The 21,470-nt window shown below is 57.5% G+C and carries 18 protein-coding genes; 9 read left to right on the top strand and 9 right to left on the bottom strand.

Annotated features, from left to right (window positions below):
• Positions 1-41: 41 nt before the first annotated feature.
• Together K4O48_RS09545 and K4O48_RS09540 are read left to right on the top strand one after the other, a co-directional pair.
• Positions 42-1,109, top strand: coding sequence for a phosphotransferase family protein (locus tag K4O48_RS09545; protein ID WP_222911766.1), 1,068 nt, complete (start codon positions 42-44; stop codon positions 1,107-1,109).
• A gap of 28 nt (positions 1,110-1,137) precedes the next feature.
• Entirely contained in the window at positions 1,138-1,905 is a 768-nt protein-coding gene (locus K4O48_RS09540; RefSeq protein ID WP_222911765.1) for an SDR family oxidoreductase, read from the top strand.
• A 54-nt stretch (positions 1,906-1,959) separates the two neighbouring features.
• Here the strand turns inward: K4O48_RS09540 and K4O48_RS09535 are convergent, their stop codons facing one another.
• A complete protein-coding gene (locus tag K4O48_RS09535; RefSeq protein WP_222911764.1) occupies positions 1,960-2,607 on the bottom strand; it encodes a hypothetical protein in 648 nt (215 codons plus the stop codon).
• A 225-nt stretch (positions 2,608-2,832) separates the two neighbouring features.
• Here K4O48_RS09535 and K4O48_RS09530 point away from each other — a divergent pair, with 225 nt between their 5' ends.
• Entirely contained in the window at positions 2,833-3,615 is a 783-nt protein-coding gene (locus K4O48_RS09530; protein ID WP_222911763.1) for a TSUP family transporter, read from the top strand.
• On the opposite strand, the gene nudC is transcribed toward K4O48_RS09530, so the two are convergent.
• The 7 genes from nudC to K4O48_RS09495 form a co-directional block, all read right to left on the bottom strand.
• Complete coding sequence (nudC, locus tag K4O48_RS09525; RefSeq protein ID WP_222911762.1) at positions 3,583-4,416, bottom strand: NAD(+) diphosphatase; 834 nt, start codon at positions 4,414-4,416, stop codon at positions 3,583-3,585. The two genes, K4O48_RS09530 and nudC, sit on opposite strands and share 33 nt — an antisense overlap.
• On the bottom strand, positions 4,416-6,098 hold the full coding sequence (locus K4O48_RS09520) for a ferrous iron transporter B (protein WP_222911761.1): 1,683 nt from the start codon (positions 6,096-6,098) through the stop codon (positions 4,416-4,418). Before K4O48_RS09520 ends, nudC begins: the two co-directional genes overlap by 1 nt.
• A gap of 37 nt (positions 6,099-6,135) precedes the next feature.
• Positions 6,136-6,948 (bottom strand): crotonase/enoyl-CoA hydratase family protein, encoded by an 813-nt coding sequence (locus K4O48_RS09515; RefSeq protein ID WP_222912052.1) that lies wholly within the window; start codon positions 6,946-6,948, stop codon positions 6,136-6,138.
• A 194-nt stretch (positions 6,949-7,142) separates the two neighbouring features.
• Positions 7,143-9,395, bottom strand: a complete 2,253-nt coding sequence (locus K4O48_RS09510; protein ID WP_222911760.1) for an arginine/lysine/ornithine decarboxylase — start codon at positions 9,393-9,395, stop codon at positions 7,143-7,145.
• Between the two features lie 113 nt (positions 9,396-9,508).
• Positions 9,509-10,270, bottom strand: a complete 762-nt coding sequence (gene dnaQ, locus K4O48_RS09505) for a DNA polymerase III subunit epsilon (protein ID WP_222911759.1) — start codon at positions 10,268-10,270, stop codon at positions 9,509-9,511.
• 12 nt (positions 10,271-10,282) lie between these two features.
• A complete protein-coding gene (gene rnhA / locus K4O48_RS09500) occupies positions 10,283-10,735 on the bottom strand; it encodes a ribonuclease HI (RefSeq protein WP_222911758.1) in 453 nt (150 codons plus the stop codon).
• Positions 10,736-10,752: 17 nt separating this feature from the next.
• Complete coding sequence (locus K4O48_RS09495) at positions 10,753-11,508, bottom strand: class I SAM-dependent methyltransferase (RefSeq protein ID WP_222911757.1); 756 nt, start codon at positions 11,506-11,508, stop codon at positions 10,753-10,755.
• Positions 11,509-11,620: 112 nt separating this feature from the next.
• Here K4O48_RS09495 and gloB point away from each other — a divergent pair, with 112 nt between their 5' ends.
• Positions 11,621-12,400, top strand: coding sequence for a hydroxyacylglutathione hydrolase (gloB, locus tag K4O48_RS09490; protein WP_222911756.1), 780 nt, complete (start codon positions 11,621-11,623; stop codon positions 12,398-12,400).
• 100 nt (positions 12,401-12,500) lie between these two features.
• Positions 12,501-14,051, top strand: a complete 1,551-nt coding sequence (locus K4O48_RS09485) for a LysM peptidoglycan-binding domain-containing protein (RefSeq protein ID WP_222911755.1) — start codon at positions 12,501-12,503, stop codon at positions 14,049-14,051.
• Between the two features lie 29 nt (positions 14,052-14,080).
• On the opposite strand, the gene K4O48_RS09480 is transcribed toward K4O48_RS09485, so the two are convergent.
• Positions 14,081-15,526, bottom strand: coding sequence for an HDOD domain-containing protein (locus K4O48_RS09480; protein WP_222911754.1), 1,446 nt, complete (start codon positions 15,524-15,526; stop codon positions 14,081-14,083).
• 140 nt (positions 15,527-15,666) lie between these two features.
• On the opposite strand from K4O48_RS09480, the gene K4O48_RS09475 reads away from it, so the two are divergent.
• The 4 genes from K4O48_RS09475 to K4O48_RS09460 are packed head-to-tail and all read left to right on the top strand — an operon-like array spanning position 15,667 to position 21,470.
• Complete coding sequence (locus tag K4O48_RS09475) at positions 15,667-17,502, top strand: extracellular solute-binding protein (protein WP_222912051.1); 1,836 nt, start codon at positions 15,667-15,669, stop codon at positions 17,500-17,502.
• Positions 17,492-19,372, top strand: a complete 1,881-nt coding sequence (locus K4O48_RS09470; protein WP_222911753.1) for an extracellular solute-binding protein — start codon at positions 17,492-17,494, stop codon at positions 19,370-19,372. The genes K4O48_RS09475 and K4O48_RS09470 overlap by 11 nt, the downstream gene beginning before the upstream one ends.
• Before the next feature lie 3 nt (positions 19,373-19,375).
• Entirely contained in the window at positions 19,376-20,449 is a 1,074-nt protein-coding gene (locus K4O48_RS09465) for a microcin C ABC transporter permease YejB (protein WP_222911752.1), read from the top strand.
• Position 20,450: 1 nt separating this feature from the next.
• Positions 20,451-21,470: an ABC transporter permease gene (locus tag K4O48_RS09460; RefSeq protein WP_222911751.1), complete on the top strand. Its 1,020-nt coding sequence runs from the start codon at positions 20,451-20,453 to the stop codon at positions 21,468-21,470.

The following is a 21,470-nucleotide window of genomic DNA, read 5'->3' as shown; positions in this document are numbered from 1 at the left end:
ATGAGGCTTAACGAGGCATTGTTTATAAGAAAGGGATAAGAATGGCGCTCACAGACCAGACCAGCCGCATTCGTGAAGGCGAAGAACTGCCGACGGAGGTCATCGACCAATACCTGAAAGCACATATCCCCGGACTGGAAGGCACACCGTACATCTCACAGTTTCCCGGTGGCGCTTCCAACTTGACCTACTTGTTGGAATATCCAAGCCGAGAGTTCGTACTTCGCAGACCGCCGTTCGGCCAGAAGGCTAAATCCGCGCATGACATGGGGCGCGAGTACCGAATCCTCAATCAGCTTAATGATGAATTCCCTTACTGCCCGAAGGCTTACGCACACTGCACTGACGAGACGTTGATTGGCGCCGAGTTCTACGTAATGGAGCGCGTCAAAGGCATCATTTTGCGTGAGGACATACCTGCTGAGCTCGGATTCACGCCAACGCAGACGGCCAGCTTGTGCAAGAGCTTCATCGACAAGCTTGTCGACTTACACAATGTCGACTACAACGCCTGCGGCCTGGCCGACCTCGGCAAGCCCGAGGGCTATGTTCAGCGTCAGATTACCGGCTGGATTGATCGCTACGAACGCGCTATCACCCCCGATGCGCCTGGCTGGGAGCCGGTCAAAGCATGGCTCCAGGACAAGATGCCGGCAGATCATCACAAGCCCGGCATCATCCACAACGACTACCGTTTCGATAACGTCATCCTCGGCCCCGACAATCCGATGGAAATTATCGGTGTACTGGATTGGGAAATGACCACGCTTGGCGATCCGCTGATGGATCTGGGTAATACGCTTGCCTATTGGATCGAAGCGACGGACCCGCAGCCTATGCAGCTCATCCGGAAGCAGCCGAGCAATGCTCCCGGCATGCTGACGCGCCAGCAGTTTGTCGAGCATTACGCTGAGCGAGCCGGCATTCGCATCGATAACGTCGACTATTACTACACCTACGGCCTGTTCCGATTGGCAGGTATCGTACAGCAGATCTACTACCGTTATTTTCACGGTCAGACCCAAGACAAGCGGTTCGCGAAATTCGTGCAAATGAACGCCCTGCTAGAGCAAGTGAGTCTGCAGGTCATTAACAAATCGAAGCTGTAACGCAGCTCACCAAGAAGGAAATTAGTCCATGAGCAAAACCACCCTGTTCGATCTGGACGGCAAAATCGCTTTTGTATCCGGTGCCAGCCGCGGTATTGGCGAAGCTATTGCGAAGCTATTAGCCCAGCAAGGCGCCCACGTTATTGTTTCCAGTCGCAAAATCGAAGGCTGCCAGGCGGTCGCGGATGCGATCGTTGCGGCTGGCGGCAAAGCTACTCCCGTTGCCTGTCATATTGGCGAACTGGAGCAGATCCAGGCGGTTTTCGCCCAAATCCGCGAACAGTTCGGGCGGCTGGACATTCTGGTTAACAACGCGGCCACCAACCCCCAGTTCTGCCATATCCTCGACACCGATGTTTCGGCCTTCCAGAAAACGGTAGATGTGAATATCCGCGGCTATTTCTTCATGTCGGTCGAGGCCGGCAAACTGATGCGCGAGAACGGCGGCGGTAGCATCATCAACGTTGCGTCCATTAACGGTGTGACCCCGGGAAATTTCCAGGGAATTTATTCGGTTACGAAGGCTGCGGTGATCAACATGACCAAGGCTTTTGCCAAGGAATGCGCGCCGCAAGGAATCCGCTGCAACGCGCTATTGCCGGGCTTGACCGATACGAAGTTCGCCTCGGCGCTGGTCAAGAATGACTCCATACGTGAAGAAGCGCTGCGTCATATCCCGCTGCATCGTGTCGCGGACCCAAGCGAAATGGCGGGCGCCGTGTTGTATCTCGCCAGCGATGCATCGAGCTACACCACAGGCCTGTCTCTCAACGTTGACGGCGGCTATCTCGCCTAATCATATGAAAAGAAGGGAACCCTCGGGTTCCCTCTTAGCAAGACCGTAGAGGCACTACCAGTCTTTCAGCGCCTGCTCGGCGGCGGCGTTTGCCGGCTTCGCCAACAAGCCCGTCGGCGCCATTTCAATGGAATACTTTGCTCCATCAGAAATCGGCAAATAGCTTACCCGTCGAGGTTGCGTCTCAAGCACTAGCGGTGCGCACTGGCAGTGCTGCAGCCACGCCCAGAAATCGACGTCACCCCAGCTACGCCCAAGTGCGACTTGGGGGTGATGCGCTTTATCTTGCTGCTCGACGGCCAGGTAACGTCCAGATAGCTTCTCTAGTCTATAGCCTGGCTCCAAACCAATAAGATTTGCGATACCTCTCCAGTGAAGGGCTCGTACATCGAGTTGCCAAAGGTCACCTTCAAGTGTGACGAAGCGGACCTGTCGACCCTCCTCTACCCTCACCTGATAACGCTGCTTCCCATCGGCCTGAAAGGTTAGTGAGGCCAACGGCGCGCCTAGAGTCAGGGGCTGGTAGGTCGTGACATCCCAAGCGATTAGCCCAACCAGACCAGCCAGTGCGAGAACCAGCATACCCAAGGTCCCGCGCAACCACCCCAACAACCAATGCCCAGCGGCGAGCATGCGTGCCGCGATCAGAGCCGTAAGCAGTGCGATAAACCCGACAACCACGGCAAGCCCCAGATATTGCATCGTCGACCTTCCACCTAAATTGACGAGGCATTATCGACAGCACCTCTCAGGGCAGCCAGCGGAGGATCGGAACAGTGGCGACAAGTCGACATTTCGCAGCCGCTTCTTCGCGTTCAACGCTCGCGCTCCATGCCCTTGACCCGCGAAACCTCGATTGGCTTAAGGCAGCGTAACCGGCATGATGCGAGACTTTGCATTCTTAAGTGTTATTAACGAGCGACATGCATGCCAGTGCTTGAATTTGCTGCGGAACCGTTGGTATTAGTCGCGTTGATCGCCGTCGCCTTTATTGCTGGATTTATCGATGCGATAGCCGGCGGCGGGGGCCTTCTGACGATTCCAGCGTTGCTCACCGCTGGCCTACCACCTCATCTGGTGCTTGGTACCAACAAGCTTTGCGCAACGTTCGGCTCAGCTACGGCGAGCTTCACGTTCTATCGCCGGAAGCTGTTCGATCCAGGGCAGTGGCGACTTGCACTTATTGCCACTGCAATCGGCGCAGGGCTCGGAGCCGGACTGGCGCACCTACTCCCGGCCCGTTGGCTGAATCTTATGCTGCCCTTGGTGGTATGCGCGTGCGGGCTGTATCTGCTGCTCGTCCGAACGCCCAGCGCACCGCAGAGTGACGCAACGCCGATTTCGACGTGTCGACAACTACCGCAGGGATTGCTATTGGGATTTTATGACGGTGTGGCTGGCCCCGGCACTGGGGCGTTCTGGACCGTTAGCAGCATGCTGCTCTACCCACTCGACTTACTCAGAGCCAGCGGTGTGGCGCGCAGCATGAATTGCGTCAGCAACAGTGCAGCACTGGCAATCTTTATTATCAGCGGTCAAGTTGCCTGGGCGTTGGGAATTGGAATGGGGATTGCCTTGATGATCGGCGCTTATATTGGAGCGCGCACCGCCATACACGGTGGGTCGCGGTTTATAAGACCGATTTTCATATCAGTCGTACTGGCGTTGAGTTTGCGGCTAGCCTGGCAGCACTGGATCGGGGCAACCTAGACGCTGGGCGAGATACAACTCGATCAAATAGCGCGCGATGGATTTCGAAGCAGGTAGTGCAGGTAGGTCGTGAATCGAAAACCAGCCCGCATCTTCGATCTCCTCAGGCTGCATGACGATGTCGCCCGAGGCATATTCAGCGTGAAAGCCAAGCATCAACGAGTGTGGAAAAGGCCAGCCCTGGCTGCAGATGTATTTCGGCTCGTGTACCGAGACGCCAACTTCCTCCATGACCTCGCGCCGAACACATTGCTCTACCGACTCACCAGGCTCGACAAAGCCGGCTAGTGTGCTGTAAACGCCAGGAGCGAAACGCGGCGAGCGGGCCAAAAGCAACTCGTCGCCCCGCGTTACCAAAACAATCATGCTCGGAGAGATTCGAGGATAGTGGTGAACGCCGCAACGCTCGCATTGCATTGCCCGCTCCGTAGGATGCTGACGCATTGAGTTACCGCAGCTTCCACAAAAGCGGTGGTGATTGGCCCATGTTCCAATCTGCGCCGCGAAGCCGAGCATACGGAACCTGTCGGCGTCGTCATCCTGCATCATGAATTGTCTCAGCCCCTGCCAGGCCGCACCCGGCACCTCGACCGGATTGGCCAGCTCTAGCAGAAACACCTGTTCGCCGTCGAAGTAGCCAAGCCCCTGTTCACTGAGCAGGGGCAACTCGAGGCGCTTGAGCCACGCTCTCGGAAACAGCACGCCATTACTGTCGAAAAGAAAACCTTGCTGACAGTGCACAACGGCCCAACCGCCCTCCCCCGCAGGATCCAGCAATGCCGGCTGCCAGCGCAAACTCATCAGGCCGCGACCGGCATGCCCAGCGCCCGAACGCTCTCGGTCGCAAGATCCAGAACACTGGCACGCGAATCATCACGCCGTAGTATTGCGCCACCGTCGAGGTAATACTCGAGGCTGGTCAGCGCATCCGCCAGCGTTTCCAGCATTTGCTCAGGGGGCATCTGCATGCCCTCTAGCATCTGCTTCTGGATGAAGTCAGCGCACGAACCGATCAACTCGGCTGCGCGATCTTGCTCGAGGAAACGCAACCCTCCCCTCACTGCCAATAGACTGAAAGGGACGTTCGCCAGATGAAGCTTCTCCCCGTTTGATTCGAGATACGCCGTTATCGCACGCTTCGCCAGCGCCAAGCCTGCAGTCGCCTCACCCAGGACGACTATGCACGCTTCAGTAAGCTGGTGATTGGCAAATGCTTGAGCCTCCTGGCCAGGTTGTGCGACTTGCGGACGGGAGTCACGCCGCTCGCCACGCTCCAAACTCGCCACCATACTTTCAACGTAGAGCACCGCGTCGGCCAGTTTCAACAACGCCTGCGGATCGGGTGCGTGCTCAGCGCTCCAGCCTGAAACGATCGCGAGCTGGGAATGCAGCGTACTCGAGGCGGAAGAAAGCCCAACCATTCCTAGCGTCTTCGCCAGCTTGCCCAACAGGCTGTGCAGGTTAGCGAACGATTCGGCCGGCGCCGCCTGGCGTTCGATCAAGTCCAGCAGATCCTTGAGTCCAGCCAGTTCTTCTCGGATCGCCGATGATAATGACCGCATGACCGCCTGGCCGGGACCAGCAAGACGCTGGGATTCATCCTCGAGCAAATGGTCTGTAAACGGCAGCGAGCCGAGAGAAAACGTTTCACGAACCTGAGTTGCCAGAGGTCCGCTGCTTTCGGCAAGTGCTACGAGATACAGCAGCTCCTTTAGCAGGACACGTGGCGGCTCGTAGGCAGTATTACTGCTAAGCTGTCGCAGTTCCCGATCCAATCTGGAGAATAGTTGCTTGCGTGATTGGCGCGGCAAGAGCTGGCCATCAAGCTGAGCCTCCAGGGCAGCGCTTCCCAGCCAGCAAAGACGACCAGCCTGGGTGTTGGCGAATAGAAGATCCAACCGGCCGAGCGCTCGCGCCATCAGTCTAAGGCTAGCCGAGGCATTATCTTCGCGGATGAAACCAAGTAAGCCGACCTGATACATCTGCCTCAGTCGTCGCGCTTCGACCGCGCGCGCTGCCGGCTCACGCACCGCGGCCACCACTGGCGGCCGTGGGTGGTCGAGTCGAGCGCTGAAGAAAAAGCTCTCTGGTAACGGTGACTGCGCACTGACAAGCCGCAGTGCGTTGATGGGTGGCAAGAGCAGTTCGGGCATTTCCTGCCGGCTGGCATCGACACTTTCCAGATAACGCCCAAGGACATAAAGCGCATTACTCAACGCCGCCAACTGGGTGTCGCGCTCCTCGCCGGCGCCCACAGGAATGTCGGTGGCAAGTTGCAGGACCTCCTGCGCAAGCAGCTCGGCGCCAGTCAACTCGATGAGTTTGAGCGTGCCGCGTACCTGTTTCAGGTTCTCGACCGCCTGCTGCAACAGGCTGCCATTGTTCCGATCGATAATGAAATGCTCGAGGCTCTGCTCGGCTTCTTCCATGGTAGCGAATAACTCATCGCGGACCAGGCTGAGTGACGTAGCTCCGGTAACCATGCCTAGCGCGCCTCCCGCGCAACGTATGAATGACGCATCAGTCGGCGAAATCCGGTTTCTGTTTGCTCATATGAGCAGTCATGGCCACCCTGAGGTCTGCCGACTGAAGCATCGCTGCGTTCCAGGTGGCGATGTACTCAAGGCCGTCATCAACCCGGTGATCGCGCATGTAGCGGATCATTTCCTTGGTGCCACGAATCGCCACCGGTGATTTGGCGGCAATGTCGGCAGCCAAGCTGAATACCGCCGCCATTAATGCCGACTGGTCGCTATATGTCCGGTTCACTAATCCGATGGCCTGAGCTTCCTGACCGTCAACGCTGCGCCCGGTGTAGGCAAGTTCACGCATCATTCCGTCGCCGATGATGCGTGGCAACCGCTGCAGAGTGCCAACATCGGCCGCCATACCCATATCGATTTCCTTAATGGAAAAATGAGCATCAAGCGTGCTGTAACGCATGTCGCATGCTGCGATCAGATCGATGGCGCCACCGATGCAGTAGCCCTGAATCGCTGCGATGACAGGCTTACGGCAATTGTCCACTGCATTGAACGAGGCCTGAAGCGTGAGAATTTGACGGCGCAGTCGCTCTGCATTGCGTCCAATATCGCTGCCCAGCTGGTTTGCAGCCTGGGCCAGCAGTTGCAAATCAATGCCGGCCGAAAAGTGCTTCCCTTCGCCAGACAGAACCACGACCCTGACCTCGTCGGTATCATCGATCCATTGAAAAATATCGACAATCTCGCTCCAAAACGCAGCGTTCATAGCATTGACTTTGTCAGGCCGGTTGATCGCTACATGGGCGACCTTTTCCTTCAGCTCGACACGGAAGGCTTGGTATTCAGTCACGCTATCATCCTCGACAGCCGTGGCACTAAGTGCCCGAAACAGGTAGACCGCCCCACAAGTGGGACTGTTTTCATCCGAGCAACTATAACAACAGCCGAGCCAAAGTCGATGCGGGACGTTGTGATGCAGCCCACGCCCTTGCACAACATCGGCTTTGACATCCGGGCTCAACGACCGAATCGCCTCGCCTCGTGTTATCCCTCAAGTATGCAATCAACCGTATACACGGTCCCCTGAGGACGGTCCTCGCGTTGCAGTCCGTGCACATCCGCATCGAACCCGGGAAAACGCGTAGCGAAACGTTGCGCAAAGTCGAGATAATCGAGGATAGAGCGCGTCTCCGCCGTGAATCGCTCCCCTGGCATGATCAACGGAATCCCTGGCGGATAAGGAACCAGCATCACAGCGGCGATCCGCCCTTCAAGTGCATCGACAGGCACTGCTTCCACCTCACCCCGGACAAGCTTGTCATAGGCATCGGCCGGCTTCATCGCGAGGGCTGGTAACGCGGTGTACATCCGCCGCATGGCTTTCGCGGTGGCATTCTCGCGATAGCAGTCGTGCAGCGCATCGCACAGATCTCGCAATCCCATTCCGGCGTACTGGCTACCACCAGCCTGGGTAACGGTCGGCACAGCATCACATAGCGGCACGTTGTTGTCGTAATGCCTTTTGAATTCCAGCAACTCGGTTAACAGCGTGCTCCACTTTCCCTTAGTGATACCCATGGAGAACAGCACCAGGATTGAATACAGACCGGTTTTTTCCACGACCAGCCCACGCTCCCACAGAAACTTGCTGACAACCGCAGCAGGAATTCCTCTTTGCCCCAGTTTGCCACCCGCAGTTAACCCTGGGGTAACCAACGTGACCTTGATGGGATCAAGCAACACGTAGTCATCCGCCACATCGCCGAAACCATGCCAATCCGCCTCGGGAGCCAGCAGCCAATCGCCCGTAGCGAGGGTCTCGGCGCCGTCCGCCGTGGTCGGCTGCCAGATACTGAACCACCAGTCGTCCGGTGCCAAATGTTGTCGGAGGTTTGCCAGCGCCCGACGAAAACTCAGCGCCTCATCGAAAGTTTCCTGTATTAACGAGCGTCCAGCGGGACCTTCCATCATTGCCGAGGCGACATCGAGCGAGGCAAGGATTCCATACTGCGGCGAAGTAGAAATATGCATCATGAACGCTTCGTTGAAGCGATCTCTGTCCAACTGCCGCTGTTGACTGTCCAGCACATGGATCATTGAAGCCTGACTAAAGGCCGCCAACACCTTGTGCGTCGAGTGGGTAGTAAAAACAAGAGGGCCCTGCTCGCGCGTATCCATGCCGTACCGGCCATCATAAAATTCGTGAAAGGCCGCGTAGGCGTACCAGGCCTCATCGAAATGCAACACGTCGACACTGTCGCCTAGGGTTCGCTTGATCAAATTGGCGTTGTAGCAGAGGCCGTCGTAGGTGGAGTTGGTCACCACCGCGAGCTTTACCCTGGGGGGCCGTCCATGCGCCAGCGGATTGGCGTCGATCTTGGCTTTAATCGACGCCGGGGAGAATTCTTCGAGGGGAATCGGACCGATAATGCCGAGCTCGTTACGCGAAGGCGTTAGATAAAGAGGAATCGCGCCCGTCATGATAATTGAGTGCAGTATCGACTTGTGGCAGTTGCGATCGACCAATACCAAGTCATCTCGCGCAACCATCGAATGCCAGACGATCTTGTTCGCGGTAGAGGTTCCGTTAATCACGAAAAACGTATGGTCCGCACCGAAGTTGCGCGCCGCGCGGGCTTCCGCGGCTGCCAGAGGCCCTGTGTGATCCAGCAGCGAGCCAAGCTCAGGCACCGAGACCGACAAATCGGAACGCAGCGTGTTTTCACCGAAGAACTGGTGGAATGCCTGCCCTACTGGGCTCTTGCGAAACGCTACCCCACCGCCGTGACCCGGCGTATGCCATGAATAATTAGAGTCGCCGGTATGCTGCACCAACGCCCGAAAAAAAGGCGGTAACAGCCCGTCCAGATAAGCGCGCGCTGCCCGCGCCACCTGCCGCGCCAAGAACGGAACGGTATCTTCGAACAGATACAGTAGTCCCCTCAGCTCGTTCAAATCTGCCATCGCCTCGGCTGGTGCGTTCTCGATGGTGATCTGTTCTCCGAGCGCAAATATCGGCAGCTGCGATGCTCGCCGTCGTGCAACACGGATCAGCCCAACGACATCCTGCAACAAGCGCTGGTTCTCGCCCGCGCCTTCGGCGGCCACCATGATGCAGGCCAGTCCATGGTGGGTCGACGCCACGATGCGCCCCTCGGCGGCGCTCCCAGTCGGGAGAATATGAAAGCCGTCTCGCTCAAGCTCGGCCGCGATCTCGCGGACTCGCTCGCCGGCAACGGTGTCGGCCTTGATGTCACGATGAACGATCAGGATGGGGAATTTGAGGTCTTTGTACATGGGAGCTTCCTGGAAACAATCCTCTCCAGCGTAGAAGCTCCGCACCCAAGCACCAAGGGGGAAAATGAGATTGCGCCTCGCTGACGCAAACAGAACGCGTCAGGGGCGACGGCTCAAGACGGTAGCGCTTCCGCCTCGATATCACTGGGCTGCTCTAGCTGGACCCAGAGCGGAACGCTCCCTGCGGCCTTTTCAATGGCCTGCATGCGCGCGCTATGCGCTTCGATTTCTTCGGCGCTGGCGCGAATAACCAAAGTGCTGGGTCGATCAGCCGGCAACCGACGGATCGGGGTCGCTTGCTGTCGGCCGCCGTTCTCGGAATCGGCCCCATCGCCCGCCAAGGACAGATTGGTCTGTCCGCCGGTCATGGTCAGGTAAACGTCGGCGAGAATCTCGGCATCGAGCAAAGCGCCGTGCAGATCACGCCCTGAGTTGTCCACGCCGTAGCGCTTGCATAGTGCATCGAGACTATTGCGTTGCCCTGGATGACGCTCACGAGCCATCAACAGCGTATCGAGGATGCCGCAGTGATCAGCGAGTTCGGCACGCTCCTGCTGGCCGAGCAGTGCGAATTCGTTATTAATGAAGCCGACGTCGAATGCCGCGTTGTGGATGATCAACTGGGCGCCTTTGATGAACTCGAAGAACTCATCGGCGACGTCTTTGAATCTCGGTTTGTCAGTCAGGAACTCGTTGGTAATTCCGTGGACAGCGATAGCGCCTTCGTCCACTTCACGATCTGGCTGCAGGTATACGTGATAATGCCTGCCCGTCAGGCGCCGTCCGATGACCTCGACGCACCCGATTTCGATGATTCGGTGGCCATCCGTCACGGGCATGCCAGTGGTTTCGGTATCGAGCACTACGCTACGCATGTTTCAACTCACTCAAGCAGGTTGTCGTTTGGCTTGTACTACACCGCGATTGGCCAGGAGGTCGGCGCGCTCGTTGCCCGGATGGCCGGTGTGACCGCGAACCCACTCCCAGCTCACCTGATGCCGGTTGACCTGTTCGTCCAGCAAACGCCACAGGTCCGCATTCTTTACAGGCTGCTTGGCAGCCGTCTTCCAGCCCCGCTTTTTCCAGTTCGGCATCCAGTCGTTTATGCCTTGCATGACATACTGAGAGTCAGTCACCAACTTCACTTGGCAAGGCCTTTTCAGCTCTTCGAGCGCCCGGATCGCTGCCATCAGCTCCATGCGGTTGTTGGTGGTTTCCGCCTCACCGCCCCACAGTTCACGCTCCACCCCTTTGTAGACTAGAAGGGCACCCCAGCCACCGGGCCCGGGATTGCCTTTACAGGCGCCATCCGTATAGATCTCGACCGTTTCATCGCTCATGAGAAATTAGCTGCCCGTTACTGTTCGGCATCGCGGCGGCTGACCTTCGCCACCGGCATTGGTAGCAACTGCCCCATACGCTCCCGACGACTCTGTCGCAGTGGGCGCAAGCCGACCATAAGCTTGCGCGCGACAAGTAGATAGAAACCACCCGCTGGTAGCTGCAACCGTTGGCCGGCGAGCTCAAGCCCCGACAACCGCGCCTGCCACTGGCTGGAAGAAAGCGGCGGACAATAGCACCCGAACCGACGTTTCTCCAGAGCGAATCCGAGCAGGTTAAGCCAATCGCTGACCCGTGTGGGTCGTATGCAACGGGCGTGGCGAAAGGCTTTACGTGACACCAGGCGTGTCGCCCCCCAGGCGCTCCAGGGATTGACGCCTACGATGAGTAGGTGGCCGCCTGGCCTTACGCTACGCGCGGCTTCCCGCAGCAAGGCGTGGGGTGACAGACTGAAATCCAGGCCATGCTGAACCACGACGACATCAGCGGCGTGCTCCCCAATCGGCCAACTCTGTTCTTCGCAAACAATCTCGACACCTGCCAACGGCGGCCCTAGCCTGACACTACGCTTGATCTTCTGGGGCTCAATCGGTGTGTTAGCGAAAGGCCCGTAATGCACCAGATAGCTGCCGAAACACCGCGACAATTCGTGACCGATCGCGCGCTGCTCCTGCTCGAGTAGTTGCCGGCCGGTTGGCCCATCGAACCACGCGCTGGCCTCGTTCATCAACGTCAGCCAACGCTCATCCGATTTGGTACAAGACTCACTCATGGCTAGCCTCCGCTTATCGGTTTAGCCGACCCGATTGACGCTGCCGGTCGGCCCGACACCCTACTTCGGCTGTTAGGATGCGCTTTTGCTTATCACTTGGCGACCCGTACCTATGTTGAAGATAGACGCTCTGCCCGCCTTTACCGACAACTACATATGGCTGCTTCAAGATCATGAGCGCCTTCTCTGCGCGGCCGTGGACCCAGGAGAAGCGGGCCCTGTTCAGGCATGGCTGGATGCCCATCCCGACTGGCGTTTGAGCGATATTCTGATTACCCATCACCATCACGATCACGTCGGAGGCGTGCAGCAGCTGAAGGATCGGCATGGCGCAACGGTTCATGGCCCGGCTGCCGAAAACATTCCGGCTAGAGACAGCGCCTTGATAGACGGGCAGCGTATTCGTGTGCTCAACCACGAGCTGGTTGTCATTGACGTTCCCGGACATACCAGCGGCCACATTGCTTACTTTCACGAAGCCCCGCATGACGCTTGGTTGCTTTGCGGCGACACGCTGTTCGCTGCTGGCTGCGGTCGCCTATTCGAAGGTACCGCCACGCAGATGTACGCCTCGCTACAACGGCTCGCATCGTTGCCGACGGATACGCGGGTGTATTGCGCACATGAATATACCCAGAGCAACCTGCGCTTTGCGCAGGCAGTGGAGCCGGACAATCCGGACGTTTTACAAAGGCTTGAACGGGTAGTCCGTTTACGCGAGGCCGGCAAGATAACACTGCCTTCAGACCTGCTGACCGAACGCGCGACCAACCCCTTCCTGCGCAGTGCCGAACCCGCTGTGGCGGCTGCGGCCAGTCAGCGCGCAGGTCACGCACTGCATACACCAGAAGACGTGTTCGCTGCGCTGCGTGCGTGGAAAGACAGCTTCTGACGAAGGTCGACCAGTCCCCAAAACCAAGCCGTCGGGTTGACCCATCAGAACGGCATTCCTACACTCCCTCGAATTTGCGCGCAAGGGAACCCTTCAGCCAATGCCGTCCGACACTTCAAACAGCCCTCATCCGGACGCCTTGGCAGCCTCCGGTCGGGCCCTGGCGCTGGCAGTTTGTCTCGCCATCACTGGCTGCCAAAGCACCACTTCGCGTGAACCTTCGGTCGACTACGCTCAGGCGAAACCCGCACCGCTCGTGCAGGAAACCCTCTGGGTCAGTGAACATAAACCTGCCACCACGACCCATACGGATGTCTGGGATCGCATCAGGCATGGATTCAAGCTGCAGGATCATTTGGGCAGTAACCCACGCATTGAACAGCAGCGTCTGCTTTTCTCCAGCCGGCCGAACTCCATCGAAATGGCCAGCGAGCGAGGCAGTCCGTACATTCACTATATTGTCGAGCAGCTGGAAGAGCGCGAGATGCCACTCGAACTGGCGCTGCTGCCCATTATCGAGAGTTCGTACAACCCTTTTGCGTATTCCCCCGCCCAGGCCATGGGCCTTTGGCAGTTCATTCCGTCAACGGGCCGGCACTTCAACCTTCAGCAGACCAGCTGGTACGACGGCAGACGCGATATTACAGCTTCCACGGCCGCTGCGCTGCGCTACCTGACCTATCTGCACGGGCTGTTCAACGATGACTGGCTTCTTGCGCTAGCAGCTTATAACGCGGGTGAAGGCACCGTCAGCCGGGCCATCGAGCGCAACCAGAAGCGTGGCTTGCCCACTGATTACTGGAATCTCCCACTGCCCCGGGAAACACGCGATTACGTGCCGAAACTTCTTGCCCTCTCGCAAATGGTGCAGAGCCCGGAGGCGTACGGTCTGGACCTGAATCCCATCGCCAACGAGCCCTACTTCGACGTAGTGGCACTAAAGCAGCGAATGGATCTGGCCAGGGTCGCCGAATTGGCAGATCTCGACGAAGATGAGATTTATCGGCTGAACCCGGCGTTCACAAGACGCATCACGCTGGACGGCCCGCAGCATCTGCTCGTGCCGAGCGCAAAGGCCGAGATGTTTGCCGCCAACCTCGCCCTTATGAAGCCGCAAGATCTAGTCGACTGGCAGCAATACACAGTACGGCCGGGCGACACGCTCGGAACCATCGCCAACAGGCACCGGATATCAATCAACATCATTCGCGACATCAACCGTCTTCGCGGCGATCGGTTGCAGATCGGGCAGGTGCTCAGCATCCCTCAATCCACCGAAACGGGACAATCGCGTGAGCTCCTGCATGCGGTGGCACGCAGTCAGCCTGCACCGCGAAGCTATAGGGTTCGAAAGGGCGATAATCTTTGGGAGATCGCCAAGACGCAGAAGGTCTCCGTAGGAGACTTGCAGCGCTGGAACAACCTGTCTGGCAGCAATCTTAAGGTGGGCCAAGCGCTATTTCTGCAGGCAGCCGGCAGCGATAAGCGCGCCAAGTCCACACCGACTTATTACAAGGTCAAGAAAGGCGATTCTTTGTATCAGATAGCCAAGCGCTTTAATGTTCAGATCAATAATCTGAAGACGTGGAACCCGAGGGACAGCGCCATGCTCAAGCCAGGCCAGACACTCACGCTTTACCTCCCGCGCTAAATTTGCAGCAAGCCGGGCAAGTGCATCTTTTAGCTGCGCTTGCTCAGCGCATCGAGACAACGCCCGGCCAGTTGGGTGAATCGCTGGAAAGCGACGAATTGCTCATGTTTCAGTGCGCGACCCGATAGCCGATTGTCTGCGTAAAGCACGCCAATCTCGCGCGCCCCTGCCATCAGCGGGCCTATAAAGAACATCCCCTTACCCAGCTGCTGTCGAAGCGGCAACGTCACCAGCTCGTCTAGGTTGTAGCTAGCTGGTACGCCCATCCAAAGCGGCTGACGCTGACGGAGCACGTAACTGAAGATGTGCGCCTGACCCGACGGGTCGACAGGCAAGACGAAGCTATCGACCCAGGTCTGAGTGTTTTCTCCCGCCACGCACTTTGCGCGAAACGTAGTCTGCTGATCGGCCAGCACCGTCAGCATCACACGCTCCAGCCCTGCACCTTCGTGCAAGCCCCTCAGCAAGGCATCGAGAATCAACCCGACGTCCCCACGGCTGCCGGCCATCATCCCAAGGTCCTGCATCGCCTGCTGCATCACGAGAAGGTTCGGCTGCAAGAGGCTTGCCTTGCGCTGCGCCTGTTGCAACTGGACTTGTTCAGGGTCGGTCGAGGGGATCAGTTTGCATAATCTACTGGCGCCGAACGTGGCGGCGACATTGACCGCCTCGTCAGCGCTGGCCAGTATCTGCTGCATCGCATCCGCTTCGGAAATACCACTGAAGGCCGCGAGTTCCCCAACCAGCAATTCCATCTCTGGACAGCCCCAACCCTTTAAAGCGGCGGCACCTATGCGAACGCCCAGGCTGACCGAATGCACTGCAGGGTCACGCAGGTTGGCAGAACCATGAGCCAAGCTGGCCAGCTCGCCGATATTCCAGCTTTTGATCAAACCCAGATTCAGCTGCCGAAAACTGGTGCCGAGCACCCTCTCAACCGTCTGAACCTGATCGGCATCGCTGGCCGCCAAGGCCTCGCCAAGTTCGTCAGCTTTTTCTCCACCGCAACCCCAAAACGCGAGCTCCCCCACTTCATGAAGAAGTGCAGCAATGAACACTTCCTCCTCGTGTTTCGTTAGCACATAGCCGGCGATATTGCGCGCCTGAACCGCTGCGTGAAATGAGCGTGCCAGAAGATCTTGAAGCTGCTGACGAGGTGCACGGTCGAGAAGACCATCGATCAGGCTAACCGACAGACTGATCAGGCGAACGTTGTCGAAGCCAATCATGACGATGGCCCGCGAAATGGTCTTGATGGTTTCCTGCGAAGGGTTGTAATAGCTGCTGTTGCCAACCCGAAGCACCTTGGAGGTCAGGGCAGCGTCTCGCAACAAGACATCCGCGAGTTGCTGCACGGAGGCGTGCTCTTGCTCTGTGATCCGCTGCAGATCCTGCACGACCGCCGCCAAGGCAGGTAACTCTGATTGGTTCAAGCGGTCTATCCATGACTGCAAACCATAGCTGGTTTCGTTCAAAATCGCTGACCTCACCCAACGAGTGGGCGACAGAAAGGAAGGCAGTTTGCCCAGATAACCGGCCTTTTTCCAGCGGATACAAGCTGTTACTGTACTCCGCCGAAAAGACCGAAAGCGCCATGGATCGGATTCACCGTTTGATGCGACCCATCCTATTGTTATTGAGCTGCCTGGGGCTGAGCTTTCCGTCGTTCGCGACCATCAGCGAAAGCCACGGTTATGCGCAGTTTGGCACCCTCAAATACGCAGAAGACTTTGCTCATTTTGACTGGGTGAATCCCGATGCGCCTAAAGGCGGTCGCGTACGACTCATGGCGTCTGGCACATTCGACACGCTCAATCCCTACACTTTCAAGGGAACCAGCCCAACCGCGACGCCCGGTTTTTTTCAGTATGGCATTAGCGAGTTGAACGAACCTCTTATGGTTGGCACGGGCGTATACGACCCGTCTGGCGACGAGCCGGCGTCAGCGTACGGACTTATCGCAGAAACCATCGAGTACAGCGACAACCATAGCTGGGTCGTCTTCAATCTGCGCGACTCGGCACACTTTCACGATGGTCAGCCAATTACCGCTTATGACGTAGCCTTTTCGTATCGACTACTCATCAAAGATGGTCATCCCCGCTATCGCACCGACCTTCAGGGCATCAAGCGCGTCGACATTCTTAATCGCCATCGGATCCGCTTCGTCTTCGACAAACCCAACAATCCATTGTTAATCATGCGTCTGGGCGAGCTGCCGGTATTGCCGCAACACTATTGGAAGGATCGTGATTTTCGCGCAACGACGTTCGAGGCGCCTCTGGGCAGCGGCCCCTATCGAATAACGCAAGTCCAACCAGGCCGTCGAATCACGTTCGAACGTGTGAAGAACTATTGGGGCAGAGCCCTCCCAGCCAACCGTGGCAAATACAACTTCAACCGAGTCGAGGTCGAATTCTACCGCGACAGCACCGTCGCATTTGAAGCCTTCAAGGTTGGAGAATTCGACTTCTATATTGAGCATCAGGCGAAAAACTGGGCCAACGGCTATCAATTTCCGGCGGTTCTGCGCGGTGATGTGATCCGCGCGGAAATACCGCACCAGATCCCAACGCAGACGCAGGCGTTGTTCATGAACGGTCGGCGGCCAACCTTTGCCGATATAAAGGTGCGACAGGCATTGGGCATGCTGTTCGATTTCGAATGGACGAATCGTGCATTGTTCTACGGCGCCTACCAGCGCAGCGAGAGTTACTATCCGAACAGTGAGTTTGCGGCGACGGGCACCCCGGAAGGCGGCGAGTGGTTGCTGCTGTCGCCGTATCGTGACCAGCTTCCGCCACAGCTGTTCACCGAATCCTTTGAGCTACCGAAGACCGACGGACGCGGCATCCCGCGCGACACCCTGCGCAAGGCGCTGGGTTTGCTCAAGGATGCAGGTTGGAAGCTCACGCCGGAAGGTCTTCGCAACAAGGCAGGCCGAGCGTTTGAATTCGAGATACTGCTCGTGAATCCCCGCCTCGAACGTATTCTTCAGCCCTATGTAGAGAATTTGGCGCGGGTTGGCATACAGGCCCGCTTGCGTAGCGTAGATGGTGCGCAATATAAGCAGCGACTGGACCAGTACGACTACGACGTGATCCTCACCACGCTGGGGCAGAGCCTGAGTCCTGGGCTCGAACAGTGGTTGTATTTCCATTCCAGCCAGGTGAGCGTCAAGGGTGGCCGCAATTACGCGGGTATTGCCAACCCCATCATCGATCAGCTGATTGAACAGCTACTCATAGCCAAGACCCGTGAAGAGCAGATTGCCGCAGCGCGAGCCATCGACCGCGTGCTGCTCTGGAACCACTACACCATCCCCAACTGGTTCATCAGTTACCACCGTCTGGCATACCGTAATCGGTTCGCCCACGTCACCACACCGCCGTATACGCTGGGGTTACGTGCGTGGTGGCTGAAGGATCTGGAGAAGGCAAATGACAAGTAACGTACGACTCTCAGTACTTTTTTCGAGCGCTGTAGTTCTTCTTTGCGCCGCAGGCATCGCGGAATCGGCGCCACAGCACGCCATGACGCTGTACGGCGAAAAGCCTAAGTACCCAGCGGATTTCACACATTTTGACTATGCCAACCCTGACGCGCCCAAGGGCGGGACCCTTCGACAAGCAGGTTTCGGCAGTTTTGATTCATTCAACCCCTTCATTAACAAAGGCGTACCCGCGGAGGATGTCGGTCTCGTCTACGACACCCTGATGACTCAAAGTCTGGATGAGCCCTTTACGGTATACGGCCTGCTGGCGGAGAAAATAGAAAAGGGTCCAAACAACGAATGGGTACGTTTCTATCTGCACCCCGAGGCGCGTTTTCACGACGGCGAGCCAGTTGAGGCCGAAGACGTCGTGTTCACTTTCGAAACACTAATAAGCAAAGGAATGCCACATTACCGTGCGTATTACGCCGATGTCGAAAAGGCAGTGATGGAGGGGCCGCGTCGCGTTCGTTTCGATTTCAAGCACCCAGGCAATCGAGAACTCCCTCTGATTCTTGGGCAACTGCCAGTGCTGCCAAAGCATTGGTGGACCGACAGAGAGTTTACCGCCGGCAACATGGAGCCGCCGCTGGGCAGCGGCCCCTACCGAATAGAGCGTGCGGAAGCTGGCCGCTCGGTGCGCTATACCCGCTTCGACGATTATTGGGGCAAGGACCTAGCAGTCAATCGTGGGTTCTACAACTTCGATCACGTGCATTTCGACTACTACCGCGACAACACGGTGGCGCTGCAAGCCTTCAAGGCGGGACACTTTGATTACTGGCTCGAGACCAGCGCGAAGAACTGGGCTACCGCCTACGATACCGAGGCGGTTAAAGACGGAAGGATCATCAAAGAAGAGATCGCCAACCATAACCCGCAGGGCATGCAGGGTTTTATTTTCAACACCCGCAAGCGGCATCTACAGGACGCGCGGGTTCGGGAAGCCCTTGCGCTGCTCTTCGATTTCGAATGGACCAATCGCCAGCTGTTCAATGGCGCCTATACCCGCACCACGAGCTATTTCGATAACTCGGAGCTCGCCTCGTCGGGATTGCCGAGCAAGGATGAACTGTCCATTCTCGAACCCCTGCGCGACCAGATACCAAACGAGGTATTCGACAAGCCCTTCACCCTGCCTCGGACCAATGCCGACGGCATGATCCGTGAGCAGCAACGGCGCGCCTACGAACTGCTCACCGCAGCGGGGTGGAAGATTGAGAACGATCGTATGGTGGGTGCGGATGGCAAACCAATCAAACTTGAGTTTTTGCTGGTTCAAGCGGATTTCGAACGGGTGCTCTTGCCCTACAAGCGCAACCTTGCCGGGCTAGGCATCGATCTGGAAATACGCCGGGTCGACGTCTCCCAATACATCAATCGGCTGCGGTCGCGCGATTACGACATGATTGTCAGCGGTTTCGCCCAGTCCAGCTCGCCGGGTAATGAGCAGCGCGAATATTGGCATTCTTCGAGTGCGGACAATCCCGGGAGCCGAAATTTCATCGGACTGAAGGACCCCGCCATCGATACGCTGGTAGAGAAGCTTATCGCCGCTGATTCACGCGAAGAGCTGATCACCCGCACACGAGCGCTGGATCGCGTGCTGCTCGCCGGTCACTACGTAATTCCGAACTGGCACATCAAGACGTGGCGTGTGGCCTACTGGAATCATCTGGCCCACCCGACAACCACGCCCCTTCACGATATCGGCCTGATGACCTGGTGGCATAAGCCAAACGTGGACACCCCTGATCCAGAGCCGATTCAGAACGGAGAAACTGCTGAAGCTGACAACGCCAACGCCACTCCTGCGTCGGAGCGATAACGCATGCTCGCGTATGTTTTCCGGCGACTGCTGCTGATCATTCCGACGCTGTTTGGCATCTTGCTGATCAACTTCATCATCATTCAGGCGGCACCAGGCGGCCCGGTTGAGCAAGCAATCGCGAAGCTTGAAGGTTTCGAAGGGGCGACAAGTCGCATCGCCGGAGGTGGCTCCGAAGTGGCCACTGGCAGTAACAGCTATCGGGGCGCACAAGGCCTGGATCCGGACCTGATCGCAGAGATCGAGCGCCTGTACGGCTTCGATAAGCCAGCACCGGAGCGGTTCTGGATCATGCTGAGCAACTACTTGCGTCTGGACTTCGGGGAAAGCTTCTTCCGTGACGCCACCGTGACCGAACTGATCATCGAAAAGATGCCGGTGTCGATCTCGTTGGGGCTGTGGAGCACGCTAATCATGTATCTGGCCTCGATACCACTGGGCATTGCCAAAGCCACCCGGCACGGCACCCCTTTCGACGTCTGGACCAGTTCCGCGATCATCGTCGGTTACGCAATTCCGGCGTTTCTATTCGCCATCCTTCTAATCGTGTTGTTCGCGGGTGGCAGCTACTGGAACTGGTTTCCGCTGAGGGGACTGACCTCCGGCAACTTTGACGAGCTGACACTGACCGGCAAGATCATCGACTATTTCTGGCATTTGGCGCTGCCGGTCACCGCGCTGGTGATCGGGAATTTTGCAACACTGACCTTGCTGACAAAAAATAGCTTCCTTGACGAGATCAACAAACAGTACGTGATCACAGCACGGGCAAAAGGCCTGAGCAAAAATCGTGTGCTGTATGGCCACGTCTTCCGCAACGCGATGCTTATCATCATTGCGGGCTTCCCGTCGGCGTTCATCGGCATGTTCTTCACCGGCTCGCTGCTGATCGAAGTGATCTTCTCGCTCGATGGGCTGGGGTTGCTCAGTTTTGAAGCGGCCATCAATCGGGACTATCCGGTCGTGTTCGGCACCCTCTTCCTGTTCACCCTGCTCGGCCTGGTCGTCAAGCTGATTGGTGATCTGACGTACACACTCGTGGACCCACGTATCGATTTTGAAAGCAGGGAGGCTTGAGATGACGCTGTCACCGCTGAATCAGCGTCGCTTCGCCCTGTTCAAAGCTCATAAGCGCGGCTGGTGGTCACTTTGGATATTCCTGACGCTGTTCATTCTGAGCCTAGGCGCCGAGCTGATTGCCAACGACAAGCCGATCGTTGTTCGTTTCGATGGCGGCTGGTACTTCCCAGTATTGAAGCGGTACCCTGAAACGGTGTTCGGCGGTGAGTTTCCACTGCAAGCCAATTACAAGGGGCCCTACATCCAGGAGCTGATCGAAAAGAAAGACGGCTGGATGATCTGGCCGCCGATTCCGTTTCATCATTCCAGCATCAATTACGATCTTCAGGTTCCGGCTCCCGCCCCCCCCTCTTGGGACAACTGGCTTGGCACCGATGATCAGGGTCGCGACGTATTTGCCCGCATCATCTACGGCTTTCGTATTTCGGTTTTGTTTGCGCTGACCTTGACGCTCATCAGCTCGGTCATCGGTGTCATCGCCGGTGCGTTGCAAGGATTCTATGGAGGCTGGGTCGACCTCGTAGGGCAGCGTGTGCTGGAGATCTGGTCAGGCCTACCGGTGCTCTACCTTCTCATCATTCTTGCCAGCTTCGTGCAGCCGAACTTCTGGTGGCTCCTCGGCATCATGCTGCTGTTCTCCTGGATGAGCCTGGTCGATGTGGTCCGCGCCGAATTCCTCCGAGGACGCAACCTAGAGTACGTCCGAGCAGCTCGGGCGCTGGGCATGCGTAACGGTGCCATTATGTTCCGCCACATCCTGCCCAACGCCATGGTATCGACCATGACCTTCATGCCATTCATCCTGACAGGCGCAATCGGCACGCTGACTGCGTTGGACTTCCTTGGCTTCGGCTTGCCTCCGGGCGCTCCGTCGCTGGGTGAGCTGGTAGCGCAAGGTAAGGCCAACCTTCAGGCGCCATGGCTGGGTATCAGCGCATTCATGGTCCTCGCCGTCATGCTGACTCTGCTGGTGTTCATCGGTGAGGCTGCCCGCGACGCCTTCGACCCAAGGAAATAG

This window comes from Pseudomonas sp. DNDY-54, from assembly GCF_019880365.1.
GTDB classification, from domain to species: domain Bacteria; phylum Pseudomonadota; class Gammaproteobacteria; order Pseudomonadales; family Pseudomonadaceae; genus Stutzerimonas; species Stutzerimonas stutzeri_P.
This window is presented reverse-complemented; position numbering and strand designations above follow the sequence as displayed.

What these genes read in the sequence shown, in the direction of transcription:
- K4O48_RS09470 (WP_222911753.1), top strand. Translation starts at nt 17,492, where the DNA reads ATGACAAGTAACGTACGACTCTCAGTACTTTTTTCGAGCGCTGTAGTT.
- K4O48_RS09475 (WP_222912051.1), top strand. Translation starts at nt 15,667, where the DNA reads ATGCGACCCATCCTATTGTTATTGAGCTGCCTGGGGCTGAGCTTTCCG.
- K4O48_RS09465 (WP_222911752.1), top strand. Translation starts at nt 19,376, where the DNA reads ATGCTCGCGTATGTTTTCCGGCGACTGCTGCTGATCATTCCGACGCTG.
- K4O48_RS09520 (WP_222911761.1), bottom strand. Translation starts at nt 6,098, where the DNA reads ATGGTTACCGGAGCTACGTCACTCAGCCTGGTCCGCGATGAGTTATTC.
- rnhA (WP_222911758.1), bottom strand. Translation starts at nt 10,735, where the DNA reads ATGAGCGATGAAACGGTCGAGATCTATACGGATGGCGCCTGTAAAGGC.
- gloB (WP_222911756.1), top strand. Translation starts at nt 11,621, where the DNA reads ATGTTGAAGATAGACGCTCTGCCCGCCTTTACCGACAACTACATATGG.
- K4O48_RS09460 (WP_222911751.1), top strand. Translation starts at nt 20,451, where the DNA reads ATGACGCTGTCACCGCTGAATCAGCGTCGCTTCGCCCTGTTCAAAGCT.
- K4O48_RS09510 (WP_222911760.1), bottom strand. Translation starts at nt 9,395, where the DNA reads ATGTACAAAGACCTCAAATTCCCCATCCTGATCGTTCATCGTGACATC.
- K4O48_RS09485 (WP_222911755.1), top strand. Translation starts at nt 12,501, where the DNA reads ATGCCGTCCGACACTTCAAACAGCCCTCATCCGGACGCCTTGGCAGCC.
- K4O48_RS09540 (WP_222911765.1), top strand. Translation starts at nt 1,138, where the DNA reads ATGAGCAAAACCACCCTGTTCGATCTGGACGGCAAAATCGCTTTTGTA.
- nudC (WP_222911762.1), bottom strand. Translation starts at nt 4,416, where the DNA reads ATGAGTTTGCGCTGGCAGCCGGCATTGCTGGATCCTGCGGGGGAGGGC.
- K4O48_RS09535 (WP_222911764.1), bottom strand. Translation starts at nt 2,607, where the DNA reads ATGCAATATCTGGGGCTTGCCGTGGTTGTCGGGTTTATCGCACTGCTT.
- dnaQ (WP_222911759.1), bottom strand. Translation starts at nt 10,270, where the DNA reads ATGCGTAGCGTAGTGCTCGATACCGAAACCACTGGCATGCCCGTGACG.
- K4O48_RS09530 (WP_222911763.1), top strand. Translation starts at nt 2,833, where the DNA reads ATGCCAGTGCTTGAATTTGCTGCGGAACCGTTGGTATTAGTCGCGTTG.
- K4O48_RS09495 (WP_222911757.1), bottom strand. Translation starts at nt 11,508, where the DNA reads ATGAGTGAGTCTTGTACCAAATCGGATGAGCGTTGGCTGACGTTGATG.
- K4O48_RS09545 (WP_222911766.1), top strand. Translation starts at nt 42, where the DNA reads ATGGCGCTCACAGACCAGACCAGCCGCATTCGTGAAGGCGAAGAACTG.